This is a genomic window from Gordonia sp. GN26, assembly GCF_054823965.1.
Genome location: NZ_JSYC01000138.1, coordinates 1 through 26,858, shown reverse-complemented (window position 1 = coordinate 26,858; position 26,858 = coordinate 1). Strand labels below are relative to the sequence as shown.

Below are 26,858 nucleotides of genomic sequence, written 5' to 3'. Positions count from 1 at the left end.
ATCCAGGCGGTCACCATGAACAGCCCAGTCACCACTCCGGCCGACGCGCGCGTCACCGAACTCGCACCACCGGACCACACCTACCTGCACATGGACACCGACAGTCGGCCCATGCACTGGTCGATGATCCTCCAACTCGACACCGGTGGAACGCTTCTCGGCCTCGACGAAGTACGTGCCCGGGTGCGGGATCGAGGACGGTTGTTCGAGATCTTCCGGCTGGGTGTGAAGAACGGCCGGTGGCGGAAGCCCGAGGTGGTGCTCGCCGACGAAAACTGGGATGCCGGCGAACACGTCTCGGAACTCGGATTCACCGACCGTGAGCATCTGCAGCGCCGCGTCTCCGAGCTCCTCGAGACGCCGCTGCCCCGGCCGCGCCCGTTCTGGGACATCACGCTGTTCACCCCGTCTGCCGGCGCCGAGGGGGTCGGTCAGTGGGTGCTGCTGCGCGTGCACCACAGCATCTCCGACGGCATCGCCGGTGCGGCTTTCGCGGCGCTGCTCGCCGACGGTGAACCCGAGGACCTCGCCGAGTTCGAGCGCTTCGCCACCAGCCCGCGGTTCCACATCAGCGGTATCGACCCGGAGAAGCTGGGGGAGGCCAAGTCGGCGTTCAACGACCAACATGCGGCCGGCGGCGGCAAGGAGCGCGCCTGGCCGAGTCTGACGAAGTCGGGGCGTCGTGAACACGCACTCTTCAGTACGTCCACCCGCGCCCTGCGCAAGGCCGCCAAGGCCAACGACTCCAGCGTGCACGAGTTCGTGCTCGGGGCCATCGGACGCGCGCTCAGCATCGACCCGCCCGCGTCGCCGCAGGCCGAGGTCCTCCGCGTGACCCTGCCGGTGACTCTCGACCAGGAGTTCCGGCACACCGGCAATGCGGTCTCGGTGGCACTGCTCAACCTGCCCGGCAACGAAACGGACCTGTCGCAGCAGATCGGCCGGGCGCGCAGCGAGCTGGCGACCATCGCCGAGCGTCGGCCGGAGCTCTACCTCGCCGCGGCCGACGACCTGCCGCGGGCGCCGCTCTGGGGCCTGCAGCGGGCGATCGTGAACGCCTCGATGAGCCACATGCACCCGGACATCCACATCGGGATCAACCCGGGCTTCTCCCGGGTGCGGTCGGTCCTCGGTAAACCCATCGTGAGCCTGACGCCGCTGTCGCCGCTGGCCGGCTACTCCTTCTCGGTGACCGTCCTGATCCTCGGCAACACGACGACCTTCGGCATCGTCACCGACGCCCAGGCGCTTCCCGGGTACGCACAGAAGTTCGTGGAGACGTTCGACAAGGTCCTCACCGAGGCCCTACCGTCAGCATGAAGACGAGGCGAGCTTAGGCTTGCCTAGGAAGTCCTTCCCCCCGGGGAACGATCAGCACGTGGACATGCGCATCCAGGCGTTCCACGGCACAAGTGAACGACACAGCAGAAAACACGGAGAACACCATGCAGAACGATGTCGGCTACCAGGACCCGGCCTACGTGGATGAGACCCACGAACCGGAAGCGGGCCCGGAGAAGCGCTCGGGTGGGATCAACATCCCGACCGTGCTGGCATCGGCAGGTGTGGCGGCGGTGATCTCGGCGATCATCGTGACTATCGGTGTGGTCGGCCTGATGGTCGGCGACCGCAACGACTCGGCGAACGCGGCGCAGCCGACCGTCGTGAACCTCGGTTCCGCGCAGACTCCGCAACAGCAGCAGGGCCTGGTGGGTCCGGCCGCCAATCAGCCGCCGGCCGCCGCGCCCGGTGAGCCCGCCCCGGCCGTGGCGCCCGCACCCGCGGCCACCGAAAACGTGCCCGAGAGCGGCGGCATCGTCGGCGCCGGGCCCGACGCCGCACCCGCACCTGCACCGGCTCCCACGCCGGGTACCTCGGCCGCGCCGACCCAGCAGGCTGTCGCGGCCCCGACCGCGCTCACGCCCGGCCAGCTCAACACCAAGGTGAAGACGGTCATGAACTCGCGCGGCAACCGTGCCGCACGTGCCGCCGAACTCCAGGGCGGCGAACGCGCCCTGCGTCAGCTCGACGCCGTCGCCCAGGCGATCACCACCTACGGCAACGTCGGACTCAGCTACCAGATGGTCGGCCCGGTGCAGGTCAGCGGCACCAAGATGACTGCCCCCCTGCAGATCAGCGTCGTCGGCCGGGGCAGCCAGAACCGTGCGATGACCTGGGTGTGGAGCGGCGACAAGTGGAAGCTGTCGAACAGCAGCGTCTGCCTCATCGCCAGCTTCGTCCTGCTGCCCTGCTCGCTCTGACACCCGACCGTTCTGGAGAACTGACGTGAAAACACGACTTCGTCTGGGCGCGCTCCTCGCGGGCGCGCTGATGTCCGCCGGCCTCCTTGCCGGATGCTCGAGTTCGGATGAGTCGACCGGTGGTTCGGTGCAGCTGAATCTGCCCGACGGGCGCTCGGTGACGATCCCGGAGACGCCGAAGCGCATCGTCACCCTCGGTGACCAGTGGACCGACGTGGCGCTGTCGTTCGGTGTGACCCCGGTCGGTTACTACGACTACTCGAAGTCGGCCACCGGCGAACTGCAGCCCTGGTACGGCCAGAAGCTCGCCGACTCGACGTTCATCGACCCCACCAAGGGCGATGACGCGACGACGATCGCCAAACTCGACCCGGACCTGATCTTCGCTCCCGGATTCGCTTCCGACAGCCCGGAATTCGAGCAGATATCCAAGCTCGCGCCGACGGTCAACGCGATCAGCGGCCAGGAGATCGACCCCTGGCAGGACATGGTCACCGTCATGGGCACCGTGCTGCACCAGCCCGACGAGGCGACCGAGATCATCGACGACACCAACGCGAAGGTCGACGCCGTCGGCAAGGAGTTCCCGAAGCTCGCCGGCAAGACCTACGCGCTGGCCTTCATGTACGGCAACGACCAGCTGTCGGTCCTCGGTGACCCGAACGACGGTGCGGCAAAGTTGTTCACCGAGCTGAAGATGCAGATGGCGCCGAAGCTCGTCGCCGAGTACCAGCGCACCCGCAATCCCCGGTTCGGGCTGAGCACCGAGAACATCCCGATGCTCGACGCCGACGTGCTGGTCGTCGCCACCGCGACGCCGGAACAGGCCGAGACCCTCAAGAAGCTCCCGGGTTACAAGAATCTGAAGGCGGTCAAGAACGGTGCCGTGACCTTCATGACCCAGTCGCAGATCACCGGCCTCAACGCGCCGACGCCGAATTCGGTGCCGTACGTGCTGGACCTGCTCAAGCCGAGCTTCGCAGCCGCGACGAACTGATACGCAACACGTTTTGTATTCGGTGACCTCGGTCGGCGCAGATGTCGCGCTTCGTATCGGTGCGCGACACGAAGCGCGACATCTGCGGCGACAGCGAGCGTTCGCGTCTAGGTGACGACGTCGTCGAGGTCGTCGGCGCCGAAGGCGGTGAACGCGGTGTCCTTCGGGAGGCGGTACACCTCGCGGCCCGTGACGGCGTTGAGGATTCGGGCGTTGCGGACCGCGCCGATGTCGAGGTTGGGGGCCGAGACGCCGACGGCGTGCTCCTCGGCGTTCGCGACGAACAATCGGTTGGCCAGTGCGGGTTCGGCTTCCACCTGGTGGGCGGGTCCGATGACGAGCCGGCCGCGCGAGTCACGGTGCAGCCGTGACTCGATGGGGTCCAGGAACGGTGTGGGCCGGGGCTGGTAACCGGTGCAGGCGATGACCATGTCGGTGGTGTGAGCAAGCTGGGTGCCGGTGTCGAGGTGGCGTCCGCGGACCCTGAGCTCGCCGTCGGCAAGGGTGTCGATGGCGTCGACCTCGGTGGAGATGCGCAACTGGACCGGATTGAGCTTCTCACGCAGCTGACGCTGGTACATCAGCTCGTGCACACGCTCGAGGGTGTCGCTGGAGACGCCCTTGTGGAACTGCCAGTGCTGCGGGCGAATCCGATCGCGGGCCTCCTCCGGCAGACTCTGGAAGTAGTCCATGTACGCCGGGGTGGTCATCTCGAGCGACATCTTGGTGAAGTCGAGCGGGGCGAACCACGGTGTGCGGGTCCACCATCGCACAGACGGTCCGCCGCGGAGATTGGCCTCGAGCAGGTCGATGACGATCTCGGCGCCCGACTGTCCCGATCCGATGACGGTCACCGTGTCCGCGGCATGGGCCTTGTCCTGGTGGTACAGGTAGTCGGAACTGTGGATGACCGCCGGGGAGTCCGACGACAACGACCCGGGCACGAACGGTTCGGTACCGACGCCGACGACGACGTGGCGCGCGATCACGGTCGAGGTTGCGCCGCCGGAGAGGATCGTGACGGCGAAGGCGTCGGCGTCGTCATCCCAGGTGACCTCGGTGACGGTGGCGCCCCAGCGCAGGGTGTCGAGCCGGTCGATGCACCAGTGCAGGTACGCCTCGTACTCGATGCGGGTGGGATAGAAGTTCTCCCGCACCAGGAACCGGTACATCCGGTCGGTGTCGGCCATGTAGTTCAGGAACGACATCGGATGCGTCGGGTCGACCAGGGTCACCAGGTCGGACAGGAACCCGACCTGCAACCGGGCCTCGTCGAACATGAGGCCCGGATGCCAGCGGAACTCGTCGCGGGAGTCCACGACGAGGACGTCGAGGTCGTCGACGGTCGATGCCAGCGCGGCGAGCCCCAGGTTGAACGGACCGCAGCCGATCGCCAGGACATCCACGTTCTCTACACGGGTCATTCCGACACCCTCACCATTTCTTCACTGTGTGCCTGGTCGCTCGAGACCGAGGTGCTCTCGGATTCCACTTCGATTGCGAGACGGAGTAGTTCGTCGAACAGCTCGTCGATGTCGCTCTCGGCGGTCTCGGGGTTCAGCAGGGTCAGCTTCAGGCAGGTCCGGGGTTCGTCCTCACCGGGTACCCGCACCTGGGTGCGCCCGATGAGCGCCTTGCGGTCGGTGATGAGGCGGCGGCGCAGTTCACCGTTGACGGCGTCGAGGTCGGCGCAGCGGTAGCGGAAGACGATGGTGGTCAACGTGACCGGTGCGATCAGCTCGAGCTGTAGCTCGGTGGCGACTCGCTGTTCGGCGTACACGGCGAGGTCGTTGCACCGGTCGAGCATCCCGCCGAGTTCGCGACGCCCGTACGCCAGCAGCGTCGCGGCGACCTTGAGGACGTCGGGTCGGCGGGTGGTCTGCAGGGTCTGCCCGAGCAACCCGCTGTAGCCGGCCTCGACATCATCGTCGGGGTTCAGATAGGCCACCGAGCGGTTCAGCGAGACGAAACGACCGGCGTCGGAGAGCAGCATGAGGCTGGCCGCGGCGGGCTGCCACCCGACCTTGTGCAGGTCCAGGGTCACCGAGTCGGCGCGGTCGATGCCGGACAGCAGCCCGGACAGGCGGTCGGAGAACAGGGTGCCGAAGCCGTAGGCCGCGTCCACGTGCAGCCAGATCTCGTGACGTTCGGCGATGTCGGCGATGTCGGGCAGCGGGTCGACGGTGCCGAAGTCGGTGGTTCCAGCTGTGGCGACGATCGCGAGCGGGGTCACGTCGCCGGCCTTGCGGATCGCGCTCTCGAGGGCCTCCGGGATCATCCGGTGGTGTGCGTCGACCTCGACGGGGATCACCGCGGACTCGCCGAGCCCCAGTGCGGCACAGGCGCGATGCACCGAGAAGTGGGCGACTCGCGAACAGAACACCACCGGTCGGCGCAGTGCACCGACGCCGTCCTGGCGGACGTCGACGCCCCGCCGGGCCGCGGTGTGATCGCGGGCGATCATGAGCGCCAACAGGTTCGAGATGGAACCGCCGGGACTGAAGACGCCGCCGGCCCGTGGGCCGAACCCGGCCATGCGGGCCAGGGACTGAACGGTCCAGGTCTCCAGGGCGAGGGTCGCGGGACCCGAGTCATACGTGTCCAGGGAGGCGTTGGTGGCGCTCGCCAGTGCATCGGCGGCAACCGCAACCGACAGGGGTGCCGGCTGAAGATGAGCCGCGGTCAGCGGATGGGTGAGGTCGAGTCCGAACTCGGCGACCAGGCGCGCCATCCGCGACAGGGCCTCGGACTCGCCGATCCCGGATTCGGGGATCCCGGGCGCGCCCAGCGAGCCGGTGACCGCCGCGAGCACCGACACCGGATCCCCGGCCGGCAGAGGTGCTCCGTGGTGGTGATCGGTGACCGACTCCGCGGCCTCGGCCAGACCGCGACCGATCTCCGCCCAGCCCGTACCCGGCCGCGCAAAACGGGACGCACCCCATGCAGAGTCGCGGTCTTCGGTCACTGAGTTACCCCCTGGACGTGCGGTGGTCGTGTGGTGGTGTGCGGAGCCGTGCGGGTGTTGGTCGGTCACGGGACCCGCCTGTCGAGCTCGGCGAGGAGTTCGGCGACCGTCGTCCCCAGCGCGGACGGGATGAGATCGACGAGTGCGGTCAACACCCCGGTGGCGCGCGCGGCGACGTGATCGGGAACGATCCCCGGCTGGTGGTCGACCTCCACGTGGGTGGAGTGGTCGTCGGCCTCGAAGGCGATCGACAACGGGTAGTTGGCGATCCCGTTGAAGACCGAACGGCAGGTGACCGGTGCGTCGTCGGGTCGGGCGATGCCGCGCAGCGGAGCGGGCCGCACCGAGGCCATGATCTCCATGATCGGGAACCGTCCGCCCTGCTGACGGAGTGCGGTCAGGATCGGACCGAAGTCGGTGCCGGCATGTTCCATCGCCCGGTAGATCACCGTGCCCGCGTCGCGCAGGGCCTGCTCGACGGTCGCGGTCGGGTCGACGCGGAACCGCATCGGGATGATGTTGCCGCAGTATCCGATGTGCTGCGGTGACTGTGGTCGTCGTCGGTTGTCGGCCGGGACGACGAGCACATGATCGGGTGAACCGGTCAGTGCGTAGGCGGCCAGCGAACACACCCCGATGAGAAGCGCATTCGGGGTTGCGCCGACGGTCTGGGCGACCCGGTCGAATGCGGTGAGCGACTCTCCGTCGACCGGAGCGGTCACCTTGATACCCGCACGGTCGTCCATGGGGGACAGCCAGCTCTCGGCGGCGCTCTCGGTGGGCAGTTCGCCCGAGAGCGGGTACCGCACGTCTTCGGCCGCCCACGTCGACAGCGCATGTCGCACTGCGGAATCCGCGGCCTCGGTTGCGGTGGCGGCATCCGGGGTCGGGGGCCGGGATTCGGCGTCGGCGTCGGCGACCCACTCTCCGGACACGAGCGTGCCCAGCAGCGACGGCCAGGAGGTGTCGTCGACGGCGAGGTGGTGGACGACCAGGATCATGGTCACCTGCCCGTCGCGCGCCGACACCCGCAGGCGCAACGGCGCGTCGACGTGCAGGTCGAACGGGATGCGAGTCATCCGCGTGGCGACCGTGTCGATGTCGGCCGACTCGCCCCCGACGTCATCGGCGCCCCAGGTCCAGACCGAACGCCCTGCATCCCAATGCCCTTCGCGTGCCACCCGGGTGCGGCGGGGTACGCCGTGGTCGTCGACCTCGACGACCGAGCGCAGCACCTCGAAACGCTCGACGAGGAGTTCGGCTGCGGCGACGACGGAATCGACGGTGCGGTCGCCACCGAACTCGAGTACGAGACCGATGTTGTGCGAGACCGATTCTGGGTCGAGCTCGTAGATCTTCCACATCCGGCGCTCGGCGATGCCGAACTCCCCGAACGAAGCCGGGGCCTCGGTGCCCGATTCGGTACTGGACTCGGCGGCAGTCCCGGACAGCGCCGCGCCGGATTCCGCGATCCGCCGGCGCAGCAGTGTGAGTCGCGCTTCGGTCAGCGTGGGCACGGTTCCCCCTTCGTCGGAGTGGTAGTCGAAGTGGCCTGTCGGGTGGCTCCGGCGTCCGGTGCGCGCAGGGCTTCCCAATCGCGGGTGACGGGGATCAGCCGGCCGTCGGCCCACAGCGAGGCCTGGTCCTGGAAGTGTTCGGAGGCCGGGTCGCCGGAGGCGCCGAGCGGAACCACCCAGCGGCTTGCGTGAGGATCGGCGAGATCCCAGACGTAGCGGGCCGCGGAGCCGGTGATGCAGACATGGGTGCCGACGGCGGATGCGTTGGCGAAGACGCACTCCGAATCCCCGGCGAGGGGCAGCGGGGTGGGTCGCAGCCTTGCGAACAGGTCCGGATGGCGGGGCGACGCACCGACGAGATCGAACCCGTGGATCGGGGCGAGCACATGCACGGCGCCCCAGTTCGGAACGTGCCCGATCGTCTCGGTGCGGGTGACGACGGCATCGAGCGCACCGACTGCGACCTCGTCGATGTCGATGCCGATCAGCGCGCAGTTGGCGATGACCGTGGTGATTGCGCTCGCGAGGCGGGGTTCCGGTACGAACCACGGCTGGAACACGGCGGGGAAGCCGTGCGGACCGCGCAGCGGCGCCAGGGTATCGGTGCGCGCGACACCGAGCACGAGCTGGCTGCGGAACTCCGCGAAGAGATATGCGTCGGAGCTGTCGGCGGACATGGTGCGGTCCCAGGCGAGGATGCGCAGCCGGATGTCCTCGGCGGCCGGGGTGTTGCCCACGACGCGGGTCAGGAGTTGCTGCACCACCGCGGCCTGCTCGAGGACGACGTCGCGGTGGATGTCCGCACAGTCCTCGGGGTCGACAGTGTCGAGGGCATCGAGGCGGGCGGTGATCCGGTCGGCCCGGAACGCCTCGACGCACTCGGTCGTGATCGGTTGCAGCGCGGGTGTTCCCGAGATCCGCTGGTTTGCGGTCACGCTCACGCCGCCGTCGGCGACCGTCGCGTCGAAGCCCGGGTCGCCGAGCGAACCGGTGTCGTGACCCTGCCACTGGTATCGCTCGTCCCAGCCGGGAACGGGGAGCCAGTAGTTCTCGGGAGCGCGGACGGGAACGCGGCCGGCCACGTGGGTCACCGTGGTTCCGTCACGGTGTGCGACGACGGCGCGGTTGACCGGTTCGACCCACGTCGACAGTGCGGCTTCGACGTCGTCGATCGTGCGGGCGAACAGCAGGTCGAGTGGGGCGTCGAAGGTGACGTCCTCGGAGAGCAGCGGCGACCGGAGGCTGATCGTGAACGGCTCGTCCGGGCCGCCGAACACGACGGCGCCGTTGTGGGTGGTGATCACCTCGACCGCAACGGGTTCGGAGTCGCGGACGCCGATGTGCTCGGTGTGGACGGCCGCCGGGACACGGCGCCCGCCGGGCACCTCGACGAGTAGCGTCCCGTCCTCGTCACGGGTCAATCGCTCGACGTAGAGGTCCTGGTAGTCGGCCATCGCATTCGTGATGCCCCAGGCGATCTCGGGGCCCTGCGCGAAGTGCGGGACGCCGGGGACACCGGCGAAGGCGAAGCCCACGACGTCGAAGGGTTGTGCCGGATCGGTCGAGGCGAGGTGGAACTGCTCGTAGATGCCGGGCAGTTCGAGGAACCGGTGGGGATCACCGGCCACGATCGGGGAGCCGGTGGCGCTGCGGGCGGCGGACACCCCCCACGCGTTGCTGCCCGACATCGGGTCGCCCAGGTCGACGGTCTCGCCGACGGGGGAATCGGCGGCCGGAGTGGGCCGGGTGAGGTCGAGGATCTCCTGCAGGAACTGCTCGTCCGGCATCGGCGGCACGGTCGGATCGCTCTCGCTGCCCTCGAATGCCCAGAACCGCAGCGCATCCGGTCCCGTGGTCCGACAGGCGTGCAACCGGAACAGTTTCGTCGTGAACCGGCCGAACAGCACGTGGTGCATGATGAAGACCGAGATCGGCGTCCACGGCCGCCACGGCGCAGGCTGGTGCTGGAGGGCCTCGAGTTCCGGTGCAGAAGACGCGGTTCCGGTGTCGGGCAGAGTGCTGTTCACACCGTCGGCATAGGCGCGCAGCAGGCTGCGGCTGCGGGCCGACGACGCGTGGTACATCTGCTCGGCGACCGCGTCGAGTCGGGCGCGCCGCGCGAAGGTGTCCCACTCGACGCAGGAGTCGCCGAACACCTCGGCGGTACGCCCCTCGGCGCGCAGACGCATGAACTCGATCTGCCAGCGGCGGTCCTGTCCGCAGGCGCGGCCCTGTCCGTACAGTGCGTCGGTCGCCGTGGCGGCCAGCACGTGCGGGATGCCGTGCGCATCGCGCAGGATCTCGGGGCCGGGCGTTTCGGAGGTCGTGACGGTCATCGTCGTCCCCGATCGGCGACGGGATTGACGAGCATGTGCCCGGCGTCGATGAGCGAGGCGTAGGAGTCCTCGATGTCGACCATGCGCTTGTTGTTCCGCAGCTGCAGACCGTTCATGTGTACCGCGCCGAATTCCGGTGCGAACAGATCCCATCTGGCGAACTGGTCGTCGAGATCGGGGTGGGCCGCGACGAACTCACGCAGACTCTCGGCCACCAGGTCCCAGAACTCCTCGTCGGTCACGAGACGGTGGGTGTGGAGGACCTCCGCCAGCGGCCGCAGGTAGTCGTCGAAGATGTCCGAGAGGACCCCGAGGTTGCGGATCTCGTCGGGTTCGGTGGTGAGGACGCGGGCACAACTCTCCGGGAAACCCTCCGGCTCACCGAAGACCGACACCTCTTCACCGATGTCCTTGAGGATCGCGCGGACCGGGACACCGTTGTCGAGGACGAGGATCAGGTTCTCGCCATGGGGGGAGAACTTCAGTTCGTACCGGTAGAGCAGGTAGGCGATCGGGTGGAGATACGTCCGCAGGTAGCGCCGGACCCATTCGGCGGCCGGAATCCCCGATCGTGCGATGAACGCACCGACGAGCGGGTCGCCGTGATGGTCGAGGTGCAGAAGAGCGGCCATGGTGGAGAGCTGCTCGCCGCCACGCACCAGCGCGACGGGGCTCTGACGCCACAACGCCGCCAGGATCTTGCGGTACTCCGAACCCGGCTGGGTGATCGGGGTGAAGGTGGGGCTGCGGTAGCCGATGGCCGCGACCTCGAAGATCATCTCGAACCCGATGGCGGCCAGGTACGGGTCGTCGGCGACGAGCCCGCGGACCCAGTTGTTGATCAGCGGGGTGGTGCGCATGTAATCCGCCGACATGCCCCGGGTGAAGCCCATGTTCACGATCGATAGCGCGCCCTTCACGTAGTGGCGGGTGGGCGTGGTCGCGTTGAAGACCGTGCGGATCGACTGCTGCGCCTGGTAGAGATCGGGACTCTCGCCCACGAGCACGATGCGGCGATCGGCGAGATCGGCCGAGTAGAGCTTCCGGACCTTTTCCGTCCACTGCCACGGATGAACGGGGAGATAGCGGTAATCGTCGGGATCACAACCGGTTTCGCGGAGGACGGCATCGAACTCCGCCAGGGTCTCGGTGCCGAGTTCGTCGACGAGCATGGTGTCGTAGTCGACGCCGCTCACCGTCGCCACGTCGCAGTCCTCGCGGCGGGCGGCGACCCAGACGAGCCGGAAGTGGTTGCCGACCTCCGGTGCGTAACGCTCGATGTCGTCGGCGCTGAAGCCGAGGCGCCCGGCGTTCGCCACGATGCACGGGTGACCCTCGGTCATCGTCCTTTCGACGGTCTGGAAGTCCGCATGCGCGAGATCGGTTGCCGTGATGCGTCGTTCGTCAGGCCGGTCGGCGCTGATCGCGAGGGTGTTGATGAACTCCTCGAGGTACTCCGGCAACGCCTGTGGACCGATGCCGAGTATCGGGGCGAGGTCGACGACCAGCGCGACGGCGTCGACGGGCAGTTCCTTCCCGTCGCGCACACGGCGCAACGAGGACTCCTCGATCGCCCAGTTCTCCAGAGACAGGACCTCGGCGCGGAAGTGGTACTCCGTGCGGCCGTCGGCGGAACCGACCACGTAGCGACCCGGGCCGGTCTCGGCCGGGCTCAGAGCGCGTTCGTGGGAGAACTCGGCGAGGATCTTCCGCGCGATCCGGCGGTGATACACCTGCCGATACGACTCGGTGGACTGCTGCGCGGTCCGTGTCGGGCGGATCTGTTCGATGGTCAACGGAGTTACGCTCCCAGATCCGTCACCTCGACGGCGCCGACACTGGTGCCGTCGGCGGTGACGCGGAGGAAGTCGTCTCGGGCGCAGTAACTCAGGTGCGCCGTCTTGTTGCCGACCGGGTAGTCGCCGTCGACCCGGAAGCCCACGCTCGCGTTGAGACGGTGGACCGCGGTGTTGCGGACATCGGGTTCGACGACCACCCGCGCGGCACCGACCTCGAGGATCGCGGTCCGCATGATGTGCAGCATCACCGCGCCGGTGAAACCGGGCAGCGCCTGCTCGGAGTGGGCCACGAGGAGGTGCATCCCGATGTCACCCTCGGCGTGGACGTAACCGCTTGCGGGGTCGGCGAGTTCGCTGGTCTGCGGGTCGTACAGTTCGAACAGGAACTGCGGCCGGCCGTCGTGGTAACCCAGACGCATGCCGTAGGGCGTGCCGGCGGTCGCCGCTGCGGTGTCCCGGATCATCTTCTCCACGTCGGCGACGGAGCTCTCCAGCATGTCCCAGAACTTGGCCTTGGGATGGGTCAGCCACCCGTGGACCGTGACGGCGTGCGACACGTCGTCGAGATCGACCGAGTGCAGGTCGTACGTGGGTGCCGGTGAAGTGGTCATGATGCCTTTGCTGTCGGGGTGTCTGGAGATGCGGCCGGGCCGGTTGCGTCAGGTGCCGGCGAGTTCGGCATCCACCTGTTCATCGGAGAGGGCCACGACGTCGAGGAGGATCTCGGCGACGCGCGCAACCCGGGGTCCGTCGAGGGCGGTGAGCCGCTCGGCGAGGCCCGAGATCGTCCGGTGGCCGAAGATGTCGGCCACCGACAGGAGCGGTGCGTCGAGCCAGGTGCGGGACAGGGCTACGAGTCGGGTGGCCTGCACCGAGTCGCCGCCGAGGGAGATGAAGTCCTCGGTGACGCCGATCGGCCGGACGGGCAGGACCTCGGAGAAGATCACGACGAGCGCCTCCTCTAGCGGGGAGCGCGGTTCCACGACCTGCCGACCGCCCTCGGCGGTGTCGACGAGTGCCGCGAGGGCCGTGCGGTCGTATTTGCCGTTCGCGGTCAGCGGGAGTGCGTCGAGGACGGCGATCGACCGCGGGACCATGTGCGGCGGAAGGGAATCGGAGAGACCTGCGCGGATCGTGTTCTCATCGGCATCGGCATCGGCATCGGTTCCGGCGACGACGGCGGCATGAAGATCTCGGCCGTCGGACCAGGCGACCGCCGAGGCGACCTCGGCCAGGGCGAGAAGTCCGGCCTCGACCTCGCCGAGCTCGACGCGGTAGCCGCGGACCTTGACCATGTGGTCGGCGCGGCCGAGGAAGTCGAGGAACCCGCCGGGCAGGTACCGGGCGAGATCTCCGGTGCGATACCACTTCTCGCCGTCGTGGTGGACAAAGCGATCGGCCGTGCGTTCGGGATCGCCGCGGTAACCGTCGGCGACACCGGCGCCACCGATCCACAGCTCGCCGGGTACGAGGTCGGGGCGATCGCGGCCGGTCTCGTCGACGACCCGGCAGCGGACGCCGCGCAGCGGGACACCGTAGGGCACGAACGCCATTCCGGCCGGGACGTCGTCCGCCTCGCAGATGGTGGAGTGGATGGCGGTCTCGGTGGTACCGCCCAGGCCGGCGACGCGGCAGTCGGGCAGTTGTGCGGCAACCCGTTCGAGCAGCGAGACGTCGACCCTGTCGCCGCCCATGATGATCATCCGCACCGAGGCCGGCAGCGAACCGATGTCGAGGATCATCCCGAGGACCGACGGCACGCAGTTGAGCACGGAGACCGAGTGTTCGGTGAGGAGACGCACCCAGTCGTCGACCTTGGTGCGCTCGTCGTCACCGGGTACGACGACGGCGCCGCCGACGGCGAGGAGTCCGAAGATGTCGAAGACCGAGAGGTCGAACTCGAGCGAGGAGACCTGCAGGCTGCGGTCCCGGGCGTCGATCGAGTAGCGGTCGACGAGGTCGGTGATGGTGGCCACCGCGGCGCGATGAGGAACCTGAACGCCCTTGGGTAGCCCCGTCGATCCGGAGGTGAACAGGATGTAGGCCAACTCCTCGCCGGCGACCTTCACCGGGGCCACCGGTGCCGCGGTGCGTGCTTTCTCGAGGTCGATGACGGCGGGGCCGTCGGACCCCGCCCAGGCGTCGGCGTCGGCGGTGAGCACGGCGCGCGGCCCGGCGATGGAGACGATGCGATCCCGACGGGTCGCGGGCTGTGTCGGCGAGATCGGTACGTAGGCGGCGCCGACGGCGAGGACGGCGAGCGCGGCGACGATCTGGTCGCCGCCCTTGGGCAGGTTGACGACGACGGTGTCGCCGGCGCGGACACCCGCAGCCGTGAGTGCGCCCGCCACGCGCAGGGCCTCGTCGGTGAGCTCGCCGTGCGACCAGGTGCGAGTGTCGGTGATGACCGCCGGGGTCGCCGACCGCTGGGCCGCGCGAGCGAAGACGGTGCCGTGGAGGGTGTCGTCGAAGGTGTCGGTGTCGGGCAGCGGTACTTCTACCGAAAGCCGCTGTGCACGAACATCATCGTCGACCGGGTCGGGCGCCGGGACATCCCATTCGCCGTCGACGAGTAGTCCGAGGAGTCGGATGTAGTAGTCGAACATCGCGCGGGCGGTGGTCTCGTCGAGGTCGGACACCCGGACGTCCCAGTTGAGGAGGAGACCGCCGGCGATCTCGGTGACCTGGGCGTCGAGCAGCACCTGCGGGCCCTGCGAGACGATCCAGGCGGGGTCGCCGAGGACGTCGGTGGCCTGCGGCGAGAACAGGTCGCCGAGTCCGAGCGCGCTGGTGAACACGACCGGGGAGACGACGGATTCGCCTCGGGCGCGGCCGAGTTCGCGGAGGACGTCGAGACCGCTCATCGATCCGTGGGCGGCGGCGTCGTGCATCGCCGACCGCATCTGGCGTGCGCGCTCGGCCAGGGTCGCCGAGTGGCTCAGATCGACGTCGACGAGGATCGATGACGTGAAGTCGCCGACCACGCGCTCGACGTCGGCGTGGATCTGGGGGCGATCGAACAGCGGAACAGTCAGCAGGAAGCGAGAATTCGCCGCATGGGTGCCGACCGCTTCGGCGAAGGCCGCCGCCACCGTGGCGGCGGGGGTCACCCCTCGACGATGGGCGTGGTCCTCGAGGCGCTTCCATTCGGAGGCCGAGACGGAATGGTGCAGGCGGACGCTGCGGGGTTCGACCTCGCCGCGGAGGGCGCGATCGTCGAGCGGGAGTTCCGGCGGTCCGGGGAGGTGCGGGATGCGCTCGCGCCACCAGGCGAGGTCCTCGTCGCGGATCTCGCGGGAGGTCCGGTCGGCAGTGATCGTCGCGAAGGTGACACCCAGTTCGGGCAGTGTCTCCCCGCGGTAGAGGCGAGCGAAGTCGTCGACGAGGACGCGATAGCTCATGGCGTCGGCCGCGATCATGTCGACGTCGAGATGCACCCGGGTGGACCCGTCGGGCAGCAGGCTCAGTTCGGCGCGGATGACCGCACCCTCTTCGACCGGGAGTGTGCGATGTGTTCCGTGGGTACGTTTTTCGGCGAGGATCGCCTCGACCATGTCGGGCGTATGGGTGCGCAGGTCGTGGACGGCGATCGCCTCCGGGTGCGACGGCCCGACGACCTGGGTGCCGTCGGGGAGTACGCGGATCCGCAGCATCGGATGTCGTTGGAGCAGCTCACCCATGGCGGTGGTGAAGCGGTCGGGATCGAGGTCATGGCCGTCGAACTCGATGTAGAGATGCGCGGCCACATTGCCGAACGCATGGCTGTCGGATCGCCCGATCCAGTAGGCGTGCTGCATCGGAGCCAGAGGGAAAGGTGAACCGGGATCGACGATTTCCGGCGATATGCGCGTCTCCGCGGGAGTCGACGATCCGCCGAGGAGGGCGGTCCAGGCGTCGAGGGTGGGTTGGGCGGCGAGGCGGGCGAAGTCGATGTCGATGCCGCGTTTGCGCCAGGTCCCGGCGAGTCGCATCATGCGCAGGGAGTCGAGGCCCTGGGCGATGAGGTCGCCGGCGGGGTCGAGGGACTCGGGTGTGACCCCGAGCGCGGCAGCGATCTCGCCGCGGATGTCCGGCAACACAGGCGCGTCGCTCTGCGGGGAGACGGCTTCCGGGGTCGACGGAGACGACGCGTCGGCGGTGATCATCTCGATCCAGGCGTCGAGGGTGGGTTGGGCGGCGAGGCGGGCGAAGTCGATGTCGATGCCGCGTTTGCGCCAGGTCCCGGCGAGTCGCATCATGCGCAGGGAGTCGAGGCCCTGGGCGATGAGGTCGCCGGCGGGGTCGAGGGATTCCGGCGTGACGCCGAGCGCGCCGGCGACCTGGGCTCGGACGGCGGCGGGGCTGACGAGGTCCTCGATGGGGTCAGTCATCTCAGAATTCGTGGCCATCAGCCGATTGCCTCTCGCGGTCGGGAACGTCGTTTACTCGAGCAAAATACCCAATTTAGGGTAGGTTATACTAACTACTTGCTGGACGAAACGCCTGCATCGGCGTTCGAACTTAGGTAAGCCTAAGTTAGTTGATGTCGTCTGGCCAGATGATCTGGATCACGCCACACTTCGACCGCGGCCGGCTCTTGCGCACCACGAAGATTAGGCTAACCTACCCAAGGGCTGCGAGCTGAGTCCGGTCGCCGCGACCCGTGATCTACGAGCGGACCGGACGCATCCACACGAACACGACGGCCGACTCCTGGGGTCGGAGAGAACGGGGAACGAACATGTCGCAGAGCAGCGTGGTCCTGGAGGAAACAGGGTCGACCAACACCCTCGCGGCGACCGTCCGCGAGGCGATGCTGGCCGGGGACACCACGCTGTCCGTGCTCGACTCCGAATCCGGCGAATGGGTGACCGCGCCCTGGCGCGAGGTCCACGCACGCGCCGAACAGATCGCGGTGCAACTCCTCGCCGACAGTGACCTGCACGAGCCGCTCGCCGTCGGTCTCATCGGCGATCCCACGATCGACCTCATCGCCGCGATCCAGGGCGCGTGGCTCGCCGGCGTCCCGGTGAGCATCCTGCCCGGACCCATCCGCGGCGCCGACGAGAGCCGCTGGGCGGAGACCACCTACACGCGATTCGTCTCGATCGGCGTCGGCACCGTCCTGGGCGGCGGCTCCCAGCTCGATCTGCTCGCCAAGGTCGACGGGCAGCTCCGTATCGCTCGAGTCGCCGAGTACGGAGTCGCCGCCGACACCACCGGCTTCGTCGCCCGCAACGTGAACACCAACACCGTCGCCGTTCTACAGGGGACCGCCGGGTCGACCGGTGATCCGAAAACCGCGGTGCTCACGGCGTCAGCGGTCTACTCCAACGCGATCGAACTGGTCAGCCGCCTCGGCCTGCACCGCACTCGCGACACCGGCTTCACCTGGCTGCCGCTCTACCACGACATGGGCCTGATGTTCCTCCTCGCCGGTATGACGACGGGCATCTCCGCCTACGTCGTGCCGAACACCGCCTTCGCGGCCGCACCATTCAAGTGGATGCAGTGGCTGACCGAGACGAAGGCCACCGTCACCGCCGCTCCGAACTTCGCCTACGACATCCTCGGACGGTACGGAAAACTCCTGCGCGACATCGACCTGTCGAACCTCCGCGTCGCGATCAGCGGCGGCGAGCCCATCGACGCCGACGCCTTCGACAAGTTCCTGGAGGCCACCGCACCGTTCGGTTTCGAGCGCTCGGCCGCGGCTCCCGCCTACGGAATGGCCGAATCCGCCTGTGCCGTCACGATGCCCGCGGTCGGCGAGGGCGCCCATTACGACGAGGTCACCGTGACCCCGCCCGGTGGCGGCGAGCCCATCCGACGCCGCTACGCGATCCTCGGAAAGCCCCTGGGCGGTATGCAGGTTCGCATCGTCGAACCGAATGTGGACGTTCCCACCATCGACGGTCGTTCCGTGGGCCACGTGGAGATCCGTGGCGCCTCGATGATGCGCGGCTATCTCGGCGGCGCCGATCTCGGTGCGGGGGAATGGTTCTCCACAGGTGACCTCGGTTACCTGATCGATGACCGCCTGGTCATCTGTGGACGGGCCAAAGAGGTCATCATCGTGGCCGGCCGCAACCTCTTCCCGATCGAGATCGAGCGTGCCGCCGCGGAGGTCGCGGGCGTGCGCCGGGGCGGGGTGGTCGCGATGGCCCGCGGTGAGGGCTCGTCGCGCCCGGGCCTGGTGATCCTCGCCGAGTACAAGGGTTCGGACCCGGAAAAGGCTCGTGCCGAGGTCAATTCGGAGGTGGCGTCGGCGTGTGGGATCATGCCTGCCGACGTGATCTTCGTGGCGCCCGACTCGGTTCCGCGCACCACCTCTGGCAAGATCCGTCGTCTCGAGACCCGCCAGATGGTCGAGGACGGGGCATTCGAGATCATCGGACAGAAGTGAGTCAGGTCGCGGCGAAGGGCCGGGGATGGCAGGGCGCTGTCCTCAAGCTGCTCGGTGGTGACGACTTCGAGCTGACCGTGACCGGCACCGAGGTCGTCACCGATCACTATGTGCGCCTGACGTTCACCGGTGGCGGTCTCCTGTCGAAGCGGGCGCTGCATCCGACGATGTGGATTCGGATGTGGTTCGACGACTCAGGGAGACTTCATCAGCGCGGGTATACCCTGGTTGATGCCGATCCCGCTGCCGACACCTTCGGTATCGAGTTCGCGATCCACGACGGAATCGCTGCCCGCTGGGCGCAGCATGCGCAGGTCGGGGACTCGGTCACCGCCACCGTCATTGGTTCCAAGTTCGCGATGCCCGGCGACGAGGTCCGTGGGTGGATCATCGCCGGCGACCCCGCCTCGCTCCCGGCGATCAACTCGTTACTCGATGCCATCGAGGCGTCTGACAACCCGTCGACGCCGGCGACCATCTGGCTCGAGTATCAGCACGAGAGCGACAGATCGCTGCCCCTGCGGGCCCGTGCACAGGACACCGTCCACTGGGTCGCGCGCGAGCGTGACGGAGCCGCGGTCGTCGACGCGGTGCGGTCCTCGGCGTTCTCCGCTGCGGACCACTTCGGTTGGGTCGCACTGGATTCGGTGAGCACTCGCGCCGTGGCTGCGTCGTTGAAGAACGAGTACGGAATCCCCAAGAGGTCGGTCAAAGCCCAGGCCTACTGGATTCCGGGCAAGTCCTTCGCTTGATCGTTCGTCTGCGCGACAAGCGAACTCCGTTCCCTGAGGTGCGAGCGGAGCGAGCCGCGAACCCGTTCCCTGAGGTGCGAGCGGAGCGAGCCACGAAGGGCTCGCGAGGTGATCTCACCAGGCCTTCGTGGCTCGTCGCTTGCGCTCCTCGCACCTCAGGCAGCGATGGGGTGTCGCGCTTTCGGGATCGGGGAGCGATGGGGGTCGCGCTTTCGTGATCAGGCAGCGATGGGGTGTCGCGCTTTCGTGATCGGGGAGCGTTGGGGGTGCGAAATCAACCCAGCTCGAACACAACCGGGGCATGATCGCTGGCGCCCTTGCGTTTCCGTGCCTCGCGGTCGATGTGCGCGCCCAGAACGCGGGTGTCGAGCGCGGGTGAGCAGAACGCGTAGTCGATGCGCATCCCCTCGTTGCGGGGGAACCGCAGCTGCGTGTAGTCCCAGAAGGTGTACCCCGGGGCATAGGGGAGCGCGGAGTCGACCAGGCCGCCGTCCAAGAAGCGCTGCACCGCGGCACGTTCCGGTGGCGTGACATGGGTTCGACCGTCGAAGTACTCGCGGTCCCAGACGTCGTCGTCGGTCTGCGCGACGTTCCAGTCGCCGGCCAGCATCATCTCCGCGGCCGGGTCGTGGGCCAGACGTAACGCGATGTGGTCGGCGAGGGCATCGAGCCAGCGGAGCTTGTACTCGTAGTGCGGGTCCTCGGGTGTCCGACCGTTGGGCACATACAGGCTCCAGACCCGGATGCCCGCGCACACCGCGGAGATCGCGCGGGCTTCCCGAATCGGCTGGTTGTCGACCGGATAGGTGGGCACCCCGTCGAAGGCGATCTCGACGGCGTCGAGTCCGACCCGCGACGCGATCGCCACACCGTTGTAGGCGCCCTGCCCGACATGCGCGACGTCATAACCGGACGCGAGGAAGCTCATCAGCGGGAAGGCGTCGTCGTGACACTTCGTCTCCTGCATGGCGAGGACGTCGATGTCGGCGTTGTCCATCCACTCGACCACCGCTTCGGAGCGTGCGCGGATGGAGTTGACGTTCCACGTGGCGAACCGCATTCAGCGCTCCCCGAAGTTGTCGAGGTCGGTGACCGGTACACCGGCGCCGTCCCAGCGCGCTCGGACAGCCGAGGCGCGCGATGCCGACGTCGACAGGATCAGTACGAAGGTCCGTCCGACATCGCGATAGTGATCGCGGTAGAAACCGATCGAGTCGGCGAACCAGGTGAAGGTCGCGTCGTCCTCGTCGAGCAGGCGGTGAGCCTGCGTGATGTGGGTGACGATGGCCGCCGGTGTGCGTCCGTCGGCATCGGGGGCGTCGAGGTCGCGCATGCAGTCGTCGAAGGCATCTCGGTTGCGGCCGAAGTGATCCGGGAAATCCCAGACGCGCGCGAAGGTGGAGTACATCGTGCCGGTGGTGGTCGCCGCCGTACCGCTGATGGTGCGCAAGCGGGTGTCGGGGCCGAGGTCGGGCAGGTCCGCGGACACCGTGAGTCCGACGGCCGGGCCGTGGTGACCGGCGGCGTCGAGGAAGCGGCGGAAGTGAGTGCCGGAATCGTCGTGCGCGGTCATGACGGTCCTCGAATCAGGATGAACGATCGGTAGTGATCGGCTGTGTACCAGGCGGTTCCGTCGCTTCCGGTGACGATCCGCTCGGCGTCGCGACTGCGACCGGGCTCCTTGGGGTTGACGTCCCATTCCCGGTAGGCGACCCGGCGTCCGCCGGCATCGGTGACCGGCAGACGACGCTCGTTGTTACGGAAGGTGATCCCGCCCTTCGTCCCCGGTGCGCGGGCGGCCTCCGGCCACTTGCCGGCGTCGATGAGGGCAAGCGTGCGCGTGACGTGCACAGGTACCGCCGCCGGCGCCGGCGTCTTCGCCGTAGACGTCCGCGTCCTGTTCGACTTCGGGGCCGTGATCTTGGAGGTCGTCTTGCGGGTGGTCGACTTCGCGGTCGACTTGGCCGTGGTGGTCTTGGCGGCTGATGTCCGGACCGTCGAACTCTTCGACGAGACGGCACTGAAGGATTCGTCGGCTCCGGAGTCACCGCCGCTGTTGATGAACCAGGTGATCGCGAACACCAGCGCGATGACCACGAATGCCACGGCGGTGATCGCGGCCTGCCGACGGCGTTGGGCGACGGTCGGCATGGAGCGTGAACGGCTTGGCATCAGAGTTCCCGGGGTGCGGCGGCGGAGGGGGTGTCGAGCGTGACGTAGCGGTAGCTGTGGTGCAGACCGAAGCCGAGCCGCCGGTACCAGGCGCCGGCGAGGCGGTTGGTGGTCTCGACCTGCAGGTAGGCGCGATCGGCGCCGTGTTCGGCACCCCACGCAACCAATTCGGCGAGAACCTGCGAGGACAACCCGGTCCGGCGTCGTTCCGGATCGGTCCACAACGCCGACAGGCCGAGCCATCGTCGACCGTCCGGGGACTCGGTGACCACGCCGCGACCGATCGCGACGGCCGCCGACGACCCGGTGTCGGGGATCGTGGCGAAGACCGGCGGCCCGTCGCCTGCGGTCACCACCTGCCGCACAGCGTCGGCGTGGTCGAGGTCGGTGTCGTCGCCGGCGCGGTGCCCGGTGTAGGCAGCCAGCCAATCGGTGTCCGGCTGGTCAGCGAGATGAACAGCGTCGGAACGGGATTCGGTCAACCGTTCGGTCAGGGGCGCCACGGCGGAGGTGAGCATCTGCACCTCGATGTCCTCGGTGCCTCCGACGGTGGCGGCCTTCAGCAGGCGCTCGGGAAGTGCGAGTAGGGGCGGAAGGTCTCGGTCGGCATACCACTGAGTGATGCGGGCGAGCGTCGTCGCATCCGGGTGGGCCGACATGTCCAGTGGGATGGCGGAGTTCGCGCGGCGGGTGAACCCGTGCCCGGCGCGGACGAACCACCCGGCGATCCACGCGGTCTCGACGCCCGGCCAGGATCGGGCCGCGACGCCCTCCAGGGCGCGGATCTCCTTGTTACGCACCGGCGTCGCCGAGAGCAGCTTCACCGAGGTGATGGCGGCGGCCGGGATCGAGACCACCTCGCCGTCGCGTTCGAGGCGGAGCGGGTCGGTGTCGTCGAGCAGGATGCCGGTGACATCCGACTGCGCCGCATCGGGATTGCCGCGCCAGTCGGCAGGAGTCGCCTCACCGAGCAGGTAGCGCACGACGACGCGGTCGCCGATCACGGCGCCCGACTTCGTCGTGTGCGGTTGGGACACTGTCGTCCGGTGTGACCTGATCAGTGGCGGTCAGTCGTCGTCTTCGTCGTCGTGCCCGAACGGGTCGGCGACGGCGCCCGGCAGCCAGGTCAGTCCGGGGACTCCCCACTTGTTGCGCTTGATGGCCTTCTTCGCGGCACGCGCGTTCCGGCCGACGAGAACGTCGACGTAGAGGAACCCGTCGAGGTGGCCGACCTCGTGCTGCAACATCCGGGCGAAGAAGCCGTTGCCCTCGATGACGACCTCGGCACCGGTGCGGTCCACGCCGGTGACGCGCGCCCAGTCGGCGCGGCCGGTGGGGAACTGCTCACCCGGCACCGACAGGCAACCCTCGTCGTTGTCGTCGGGATCGGGCATGGTCTCGGGGATCTCGGAGGTCTCGAGGACCGGGTTGATCACCTCGCCGCGGCGGCGGGTCGCCATGCGGTCGCCGTCGGGGCAGTCGTAGACGAACATGCGGGACCCGACCCCGACCTGGTTCGCGGCCAGACCGACGCCGTGCGCGGCGTCCATGGTGTCGAACATGTCGTCGAGGAGGGTGATGACCTCTTGTGACGGACGGCCGTCCGCGTCGAGTGGGACCGGGGAGGTGGGCTGGTGCAGCACCGGCTCGCCCACGATGCAGATCGGGAGAATCGCCATAGTCGATCACCCTATCGCTGCTCAGGGCGCCGGAACGACTCCGGGTACGGCGTCGCGGACGGCATCGCCCGCCGGACCGGGGATGCCCGGGAAGAGGGTCGACTGCCAGTCGAAACCGTCGACGGGGTCGGTGACGACCTGACCGGCACAGCCGCCGCGCAGGGACGTGACGACCCGCGAGACGATCGTCGGGTCACGCATCTCGATGGCATGGTCGAAACCGGTGTTGGCCAGCGGAACCGGTGAGTAGGCGCGGCATTGTGCGGTGCCGTCGAGCCGGCCGTCGGTCCACTCGCCGTCACTCTGGACCACCGAGTAGCGGGTCGGCCCGGGGGCGTCTGGGCCTTGGTTGAGCCGCTTGATCGCGTCGGAGTACATGCAGGTGTCGTAGCCGGCGTCGCGCGGTTGCGAGCATCCACCGGGCGAGCCGTACTGGGCCGTGCCGATCGCCACGTACTCGCCGACCAGGGCTGCGCCACCGAGGAACTTCAGATAGTGGCGCGCGCCGAGACCACCCGCGCTGTGCGCGACGATGTCGATCGACGCGGCGTCCGCGACGAGTGGATCGACGACATCCTTGATCAGACGGGCGTCGTCGGCCACGTTCTTTCCGCCGGCGTGCGCGTACACGACACGGTGTCCGGCGGCCCGGATCGCATCCGCGAGCGGGCGGAAGGTCTCCTCGTTCTGGCCCTCGTCGGCGTAGAGCTGCTGTCCGGGGACGATCACCACCACACGGGTGCTCGTTCTGCCCGGTTCGGCCATCGTCGGGGCGGCGAGCACCGCCGACGCGGCGAGTGCCAGGGCCGTCATCCCGACCCCACCGGACAGAGCGATGAGACCGCGTGTGAGCACTGAGAACATCCGATTCCCCCGGATCGACGCGAACGTGGTGAGGTGAGGCTAACAGCGACTGCTCACACACAGTTCCGACCGACTGTGCGTCGTGGCGAGTCACAGCGCGATCGGACGGCGTGACCGTGGTTAGATTGTCTCCGAACCACACTGTTGTGATTCGTCGTCGTGTCCCGGTTGTCCGATTCGGATTCGAACAAACGGTCCGGCACATCAGCGGCGGTGTGAGTGTCATCAGGTTTTATCGGTGAGGGAGTGAGATGGACGGCGCAACCGCGCGTAGCCAGAACGACGGCGATCAACCCACCCCCGACAACGGAGCCCAGCTCGACCCGCACGAGGTCGGCGCAGACGGCTTGACGCGCAGGGAACACGACATCCTGGCCTTCGAGCGGCAGTGGTGGAAGTACGCCGGCGCCAAGGAAGAAGCCATCAAGGAACTGTTCGGTCTGTCGGCGACCCGGTACTACCAGGTACTCAACGCGCTGGTCGACCGTCCGGAGGCGCTGGCAGCGGATCCCATGCTCGTGAAGCGACTCCGCCGTCTCCGTGCGTCGCGCCAGAAGGCCCGCGCCGCGCGCCGTCTCGGCTTCGAGATCACCTGAGACGCTGACCCCGGTCAGCCACCCGAGGTGCGTTAAGGTCGTCGGTGATGAATGCAGACCGTGAGCCCAATCGCCTGCCGCTGCGCGCGGGGGCGATGATGCTCTTCGCAGTGGCCGTCGTCTTCATCGGGCTCGGCTGGCATTCCGCGGCGACGTCGGGAAGCGAACCCCAGGCCACCGAGACCACCGCGACCGCCACCCCGACACCCGCCTCCACCACGTCGTCGTCGACCTCGGCGGCGTCGACGACGAAGCGGGTGTGCGTGATCAACGCCGGCCAGGTGTCCGGACTCGCCTCGGACGTCAGTGACCTGCTGAAGGAGAAGGGCTACACGATGGCCCAGCCCGGCAACTACACCGCCGGCGGCTTCAGCGAGAACACGATCTTCTACGACTCGGACTCAGACAAGGCCCAGGCCGACGAACTCGCGGAGGCATTGGGCGGCACGGTCTCTGTCGAGGAACGCCCCAGCTCGTTCACCCGGTGCAAGGGCGGGGTCCCGGTGATCGTGGTGACCGCGGTCAGTGGATCGTGACGCACGCGGCCGGACTATCGTCATAGCAATCACACAACTTCAACCGCGCGCGGTGTAGTCGTCGCGCACCGTTGGGCCGACGCCCAGTGAACCGCCCCGAACCGGGCGCAGCCCCGGTGACAGTGATCAAGGAGTGACATGTCCGGACGTTCGAACATCACCGCGTCGCGCGCGCTCGCCGCGCTGGCTTCCGCGGGCCTGATCGGGCTGGCCCTGGCCGGTTGCAGCCCCGACCAGAACCCCACGGATGTCCCCGGCACGACGCCGCCGGTGGTCTCCGACAAGCCGCTGCCCCCGGGCGCTGCCGACGACGTCGACGGCGAGCCCAGCGGTCAGATCGCGGTCGCCGAGATCAAGGACACCGATGGCAATGTCGTCGGCGAGGCCACCTTCTCGGCGGAGTCCGAGAGCGATGGTCCGGTCACGGTCAGCGTGCGCGTCACCGACGGTGACCTCCCCGCCGGCTTCCACGGCATGCACATCCACGAGAACGGCACCTGCGACGCCGGTTCCGGTGGCGCACAGGCCTTCACCTCGGCCGGCGGACACCTGCAGGTCGACGGCAACACCAGCCACCCGTCGAGCGGTGACCTGGTCTCGATCAACATCCTCGAGGACCACACCGGTCGTACGGTCACCACCACCGACGCGGTGAAGCTGGAGCAGATCTTCGGCAAGGCCATCATGATCCACGAGAAGGCCGACAACTTCGGCAACATCCCGGCCGACAAGTACCCGGGCGGACCGAAGGAAGACACCCTGAAGACCGGTGACGCCGGCTCCCGGATCGCCTGCGGCGTCATCGAAGAGAAGAGCTAGGCCCCGCGGTCCGGCAGCGATCGCGGCCGTCCATGTCACCGATCGAGTTCGACGGATCGCCGACCCCCACCCTCGGGGTCGAATGGGAATTCGCGCTGACCGACAAGGTCACCGGCGATCTGTCGAACTCGGCGGCAGCGCTCTTCGCCTCGGTCGAGGAGCACCACCCCGAACGCCTGGGGAAGATCCACCAAGAGTTGCTCCGCAACACCGTCGAACTGGTGACCGGCATCTGCCGGACCACCGGTGAGGCCATCGCGGACCTCACCGACACGCTCGGCGTGGTCCGTGTGCTCACCGAGGAACTCGGCGTCGACCTCTACGGCGCCGGCACGCATCCCTTCGCCGAATACTCGACGCAGCTGCTGACCGAAGGTCACCGCTACGCCGAACTGATCGAGCGCACCCAGTGGTGGGGTCGGCAGATGCTCATCTGGGGCGTCCACGTCCACGTCGGGATCAGCCACCGCGACAAGGTGCTCCCGATCCTCGACTCGCTGCTGAACTACTACCCGCACCTGCTGGCGCTGTCCTCCTCGTCGCCGATGTGGGCCGGCCAGGACACCGGCTACGCCAGCAACCGCGCGATGATGTTCCAGCAGCTCCCGACCGCAGGCCTGCCCTTCCAGTTCGAGACCTGGGACCAGTTCGAGGCCTTCGTCGCCGACCAGAAGACCACCGGCATCATCGACCACCTCAACGAGATCCGTTGGGACATCCGCCCGTCACCGCATCTCGGCACCATCGAGGTCCGCGTCTGCGACGGCATGACCAACCTCGGTGAGCTCTCCGCGATCGTCGCGCTGATCCATTGTCTCGTCGTCGATCTCGACCGTCGGTTCTCGGCGGGGGAGACCCTGCCGACGATGGCGCCCTGGCTGGTCCAGGAGAACAAGTGGCGCGCAGCGCGATACGGCCTCGACGCCATCGTCATCCTCGACGGGCAGTGCCGGGAGGAACTCGTCACCGACGATCTGCACCGGCTGCTCGAACGCCTCCAGCCGATCGCGCGCGACCTCGGTTGCGTCGACGAACTCGCCGGCGTGGAGCGCATCATCGCGCAGGGCGCCAGCTATCAGCGGCAGCGCGCGGTGTACCGCGACACCCACTCGATGCGCGACGTCGTCGCATCGGTGGTGTCCGAGCTCGACTGACCCTTCGATACGCCCCTCCGCAAGCT

The 26,858-nt window shown here is 68.2% G+C and carries 22 protein-coding genes; 9 read left to right on the top strand and 13 right to left on the bottom strand.

Annotated elements, in window-relative coordinates; genetic code table 11:
* Nucleotides 1-15: 15 nt before the first annotated feature.
* The 3 genes from OK17_RS20150 to OK17_RS20140 all read left to right on the top strand — a co-directional run bounded on the left by OK17_RS20150 (nt 16) and on the right by OK17_RS20140 (nt 3,258).
* Nucleotides 16-1,320: a wax ester/triacylglycerol synthase domain-containing protein gene (locus tag OK17_RS20150; protein WP_461418524.1), complete on the top strand. Its 1,305-nt coding sequence runs from the start codon at nt 16-18 to the stop codon at nt 1,318-1,320.
* A 125-nt stretch (nt 1,321-1,445) separates the two neighbouring features.
* A complete protein-coding gene (locus tag OK17_RS20145) occupies nt 1,446-2,261 on the top strand; it encodes a hypothetical protein (protein ID WP_232715099.1) in 816 nt (271 codons plus the stop codon).
* Nucleotides 2,262-2,286: 25 nt separating this feature from the next.
* Nucleotides 2,287-3,258, top strand: coding sequence for an ABC transporter substrate-binding protein (locus OK17_RS20140; RefSeq protein ID WP_461418523.1), 972 nt, complete (start codon nt 2,287-2,289; stop codon nt 3,256-3,258).
* Nucleotides 3,259-3,365: 107 nt separating this feature from the next.
* On the opposite strand, the gene OK17_RS20135 is transcribed toward OK17_RS20140, so the two are convergent.
* The 7 genes from OK17_RS20135 to OK17_RS20105 form a co-directional block, all read right to left on the bottom strand.
* A complete protein-coding gene (locus OK17_RS20135) occupies nt 3,366-4,682 on the bottom strand; it encodes a lysine N(6)-hydroxylase/L-ornithine N(5)-oxygenase family protein (RefSeq protein WP_461418522.1) in 1,317 nt (438 codons plus the stop codon).
* Nucleotides 4,679-6,223 carry a pyridoxal phosphate-dependent decarboxylase family protein gene (locus OK17_RS20130; RefSeq protein ID WP_461418521.1) on the bottom strand — a complete coding sequence of 515 codons (1,545 nt, stop codon included), beginning with the start codon at nt 6,221-6,223 and terminating at the stop codon, nt 4,679-4,681. The genes OK17_RS20135 and OK17_RS20130 overlap by 4 nt, the downstream gene beginning before the upstream one ends.
* Nucleotides 6,224-6,288: 65 nt before the next feature.
* Nucleotides 6,289-7,740: a condensation domain-containing protein gene (locus OK17_RS20125; RefSeq protein ID WP_461418520.1), complete on the bottom strand. Its 1,452-nt coding sequence runs from the start codon at nt 7,738-7,740 to the stop codon at nt 6,289-6,291.
* The gene (locus tag OK17_RS20120) at nt 7,728-10,076 is read right to left on the bottom strand and encodes a penicillin acylase family protein (RefSeq protein WP_232716076.1); all 2,349 of its coding nucleotides are present in this window, start codon (nt 10,074-10,076) and stop codon (nt 7,728-7,730) included. Before OK17_RS20120 ends, OK17_RS20125 begins: the two co-directional genes overlap by 13 nt.
* Entirely contained in the window at nt 10,073-11,872 is a 1,800-nt protein-coding gene (locus OK17_RS20115; protein ID WP_232716075.1) for an IucA/IucC family protein, read from the bottom strand. The genes OK17_RS20120 and OK17_RS20115 overlap by 4 nt, the downstream gene beginning before the upstream one ends.
* 5 nt (nt 11,873-11,877) lie before the next feature.
* Entirely contained in the window at nt 11,878-12,486 is a 609-nt protein-coding gene (locus tag OK17_RS20110) for a GNAT family N-acetyltransferase (RefSeq protein ID WP_232716074.1), read from the bottom strand.
* A 48-nt stretch (nt 12,487-12,534) separates the two neighbouring features.
* Nucleotides 12,535-16,263: a non-ribosomal peptide synthetase gene (locus tag OK17_RS20105; protein ID WP_461418519.1), complete on the bottom strand. Its 3,729-nt coding sequence runs from the start codon at nt 16,261-16,263 to the stop codon at nt 12,535-12,537.
* Between the two features lie 332 nt (nt 16,264-16,595).
* Here OK17_RS20105 and mbtM point away from each other — a divergent pair, with 332 nt between their 5' ends.
* Together mbtM and OK17_RS20095 are read left to right on the top strand one after the other, a co-directional pair.
* The gene (mbtM, locus tag OK17_RS20100; RefSeq protein ID WP_232716072.1) at nt 16,596-18,260 is read left to right on the top strand and encodes a long-chain-fatty acid--ACP ligase MbtM; all 1,665 of its coding nucleotides are present in this window, start codon (nt 16,596-16,598) and stop codon (nt 18,258-18,260) included.
* Nucleotides 18,257-19,012 (top strand): siderophore-interacting protein, encoded by a 756-nt coding sequence (locus OK17_RS20095; protein WP_461418518.1) that lies wholly within the window; start codon nt 18,257-18,259, stop codon nt 19,010-19,012. The genes mbtM and OK17_RS20095 overlap by 4 nt, the downstream gene beginning before the upstream one ends.
* Before the next feature lie 274 nt (nt 19,013-19,286).
* Here the strand turns inward: OK17_RS20095 and OK17_RS20090 are convergent, their stop codons facing one another.
* From OK17_RS20090 to OK17_RS20065, 6 genes are read right to left on the bottom strand one after another with little or no spacing between them, the layout of a single operon-like run.
* Nucleotides 19,287-20,072 (bottom strand): exodeoxyribonuclease III, encoded by a 786-nt coding sequence (locus tag OK17_RS20090; RefSeq protein ID WP_461418516.1) that lies wholly within the window; start codon nt 20,070-20,072, stop codon nt 19,287-19,289.
* Nucleotides 20,073-20,585, bottom strand: coding sequence for a barstar family protein (locus tag OK17_RS20085; protein ID WP_461418515.1), 513 nt, complete (start codon nt 20,583-20,585; stop codon nt 20,073-20,075).
* A complete protein-coding gene (locus OK17_RS20080; protein WP_461418514.1) occupies nt 20,582-21,184 on the bottom strand; it encodes a guanyl-specific ribonuclease in 603 nt (200 codons plus the stop codon). Before OK17_RS20080 ends, OK17_RS20085 begins: the two co-directional genes overlap by 4 nt.
* Nucleotides 21,184-22,221, bottom strand: a complete 1,038-nt coding sequence (locus OK17_RS20075) for an N-acetylglutamate synthase, CG3035 family (protein WP_461418513.1) — start codon at nt 22,219-22,221, stop codon at nt 21,184-21,186. The genes OK17_RS20080 and OK17_RS20075 overlap by 1 nt, the downstream gene beginning before the upstream one ends.
* Nucleotides 22,222-22,251: 30 nt before the next feature.
* Nucleotides 22,252-22,863, bottom strand: coding sequence for a peptide deformylase (locus OK17_RS20070; protein ID WP_006867334.1), 612 nt, complete (start codon nt 22,861-22,863; stop codon nt 22,252-22,254).
* Nucleotides 22,864-22,884: 21 nt separating this feature from the next.
* A complete protein-coding gene (locus OK17_RS20065) occupies nt 22,885-23,727 on the bottom strand; it encodes a lipase family alpha/beta hydrolase (protein WP_461418512.1) in 843 nt (280 codons plus the stop codon).
* 251 nt (nt 23,728-23,978) lie between these two features.
* Between OK17_RS20065 and OK17_RS20060 the strand changes: the two genes are divergently transcribed.
* The 4 genes from OK17_RS20060 to OK17_RS20045 all read left to right on the top strand — a co-directional run bounded on the left by OK17_RS20060 (nt 23,979) and on the right by OK17_RS20045 (nt 26,832).
* Nucleotides 23,979-24,323, top strand: a complete 345-nt coding sequence (locus OK17_RS20060) for a DUF3263 domain-containing protein (protein ID WP_005199114.1) — start codon at nt 23,979-23,981, stop codon at nt 24,321-24,323.
* 47 nt (nt 24,324-24,370) lie between these two features.
* Complete coding sequence (locus tag OK17_RS20055) at nt 24,371-24,859, top strand: LytR C-terminal domain-containing protein (RefSeq protein ID WP_461418511.1); 489 nt, start codon at nt 24,371-24,373, stop codon at nt 24,857-24,859.
* A gap of 138 nt (nt 24,860-24,997) precedes the next feature.
* Nucleotides 24,998-25,678: a superoxide dismutase family protein gene (locus OK17_RS20050; RefSeq protein ID WP_232716064.1), complete on the top strand. Its 681-nt coding sequence runs from the start codon at nt 24,998-25,000 to the stop codon at nt 25,676-25,678.
* A gap of 32 nt (nt 25,679-25,710) precedes the next feature.
* Complete coding sequence (locus OK17_RS20045) at nt 25,711-26,832, top strand: glutamate--cysteine ligase (protein ID WP_461418510.1); 1,122 nt, start codon at nt 25,711-25,713, stop codon at nt 26,830-26,832.
* Nucleotides 26,833-26,858 lie beyond the last annotated feature (26 nt).

Bases quoted from the DNA above. Each gene is read 5' to 3' on its own strand.
- OK17_RS20150 (WP_461418524.1), top strand. From the start codon at position 16: ATGAACAGCCCAGTCACCACTCCGGCCGACGCGCGCGTCACCGAACTC.
- OK17_RS20145 (WP_232715099.1), top strand. From the start codon at position 1,446: ATGCAGAACGATGTCGGCTACCAGGACCCGGCCTACGTGGATGAGACC.
- OK17_RS20135 (WP_461418522.1), bottom strand. From the start codon at position 4,682: ATGACCCGTGTAGAGAACGTGGATGTCCTGGCGATCGGCTGCGGTCCG.
- OK17_RS20120 (WP_232716076.1), bottom strand. From the start codon at position 10,076: ATGACCGTCACGACCTCCGAAACGCCCGGCCCCGAGATCCTGCGCGAT.
- OK17_RS20110 (WP_232716074.1), bottom strand. From the start codon at position 12,486: ATGACCACTTCACCGGCACCCACGTACGACCTGCACTCGGTCGATCTC.
- OK17_RS20105 (WP_461418519.1), bottom strand. From the start codon at position 16,263: ATGGCCACGAATTCTGAGATGACTGACCCCATCGAGGACCTCGTCAGC.
- mbtM (WP_232716072.1), top strand. From the start codon at position 16,596: ATGTCGCAGAGCAGCGTGGTCCTGGAGGAAACAGGGTCGACCAACACC.
- OK17_RS20090 (WP_461418516.1), bottom strand. From the start codon at position 20,072: ATGCGGTTCGCCACGTGGAACGTCAACTCCATCCGCGCACGCTCCGAA.
- OK17_RS20085 (WP_461418515.1), bottom strand. From the start codon at position 20,585: ATGACCGCGCACGACGATTCCGGCACTCACTTCCGCCGCTTCCTCGAC.
- OK17_RS20080 (WP_461418514.1), bottom strand. From the start codon at position 21,184: ATGCCAAGCCGTTCACGCTCCATGCCGACCGTCGCCCAACGCCGTCGG.
- OK17_RS20070 (WP_006867334.1), bottom strand. From the start codon at position 22,863: ATGGCGATTCTCCCGATCTGCATCGTGGGCGAGCCGGTGCTGCACCAG.
- OK17_RS20065 (WP_461418512.1), bottom strand. From the start codon at position 23,727: ATGTTCTCAGTGCTCACACGCGGTCTCATCGCTCTGTCCGGTGGGGTC.
- OK17_RS20060 (WP_005199114.1), top strand. From the start codon at position 23,979: ATGGACGGCGCAACCGCGCGTAGCCAGAACGACGGCGATCAACCCACC.
- OK17_RS20055 (WP_461418511.1), top strand. From the start codon at position 24,371: ATGAATGCAGACCGTGAGCCCAATCGCCTGCCGCTGCGCGCGGGGGCG.
- OK17_RS20050 (WP_232716064.1), top strand. From the start codon at position 24,998: ATGTCCGGACGTTCGAACATCACCGCGTCGCGCGCGCTCGCCGCGCTG.
- OK17_RS20045 (WP_461418510.1), top strand. From the start codon at position 25,711: ATGTCACCGATCGAGTTCGACGGATCGCCGACCCCCACCCTCGGGGTC.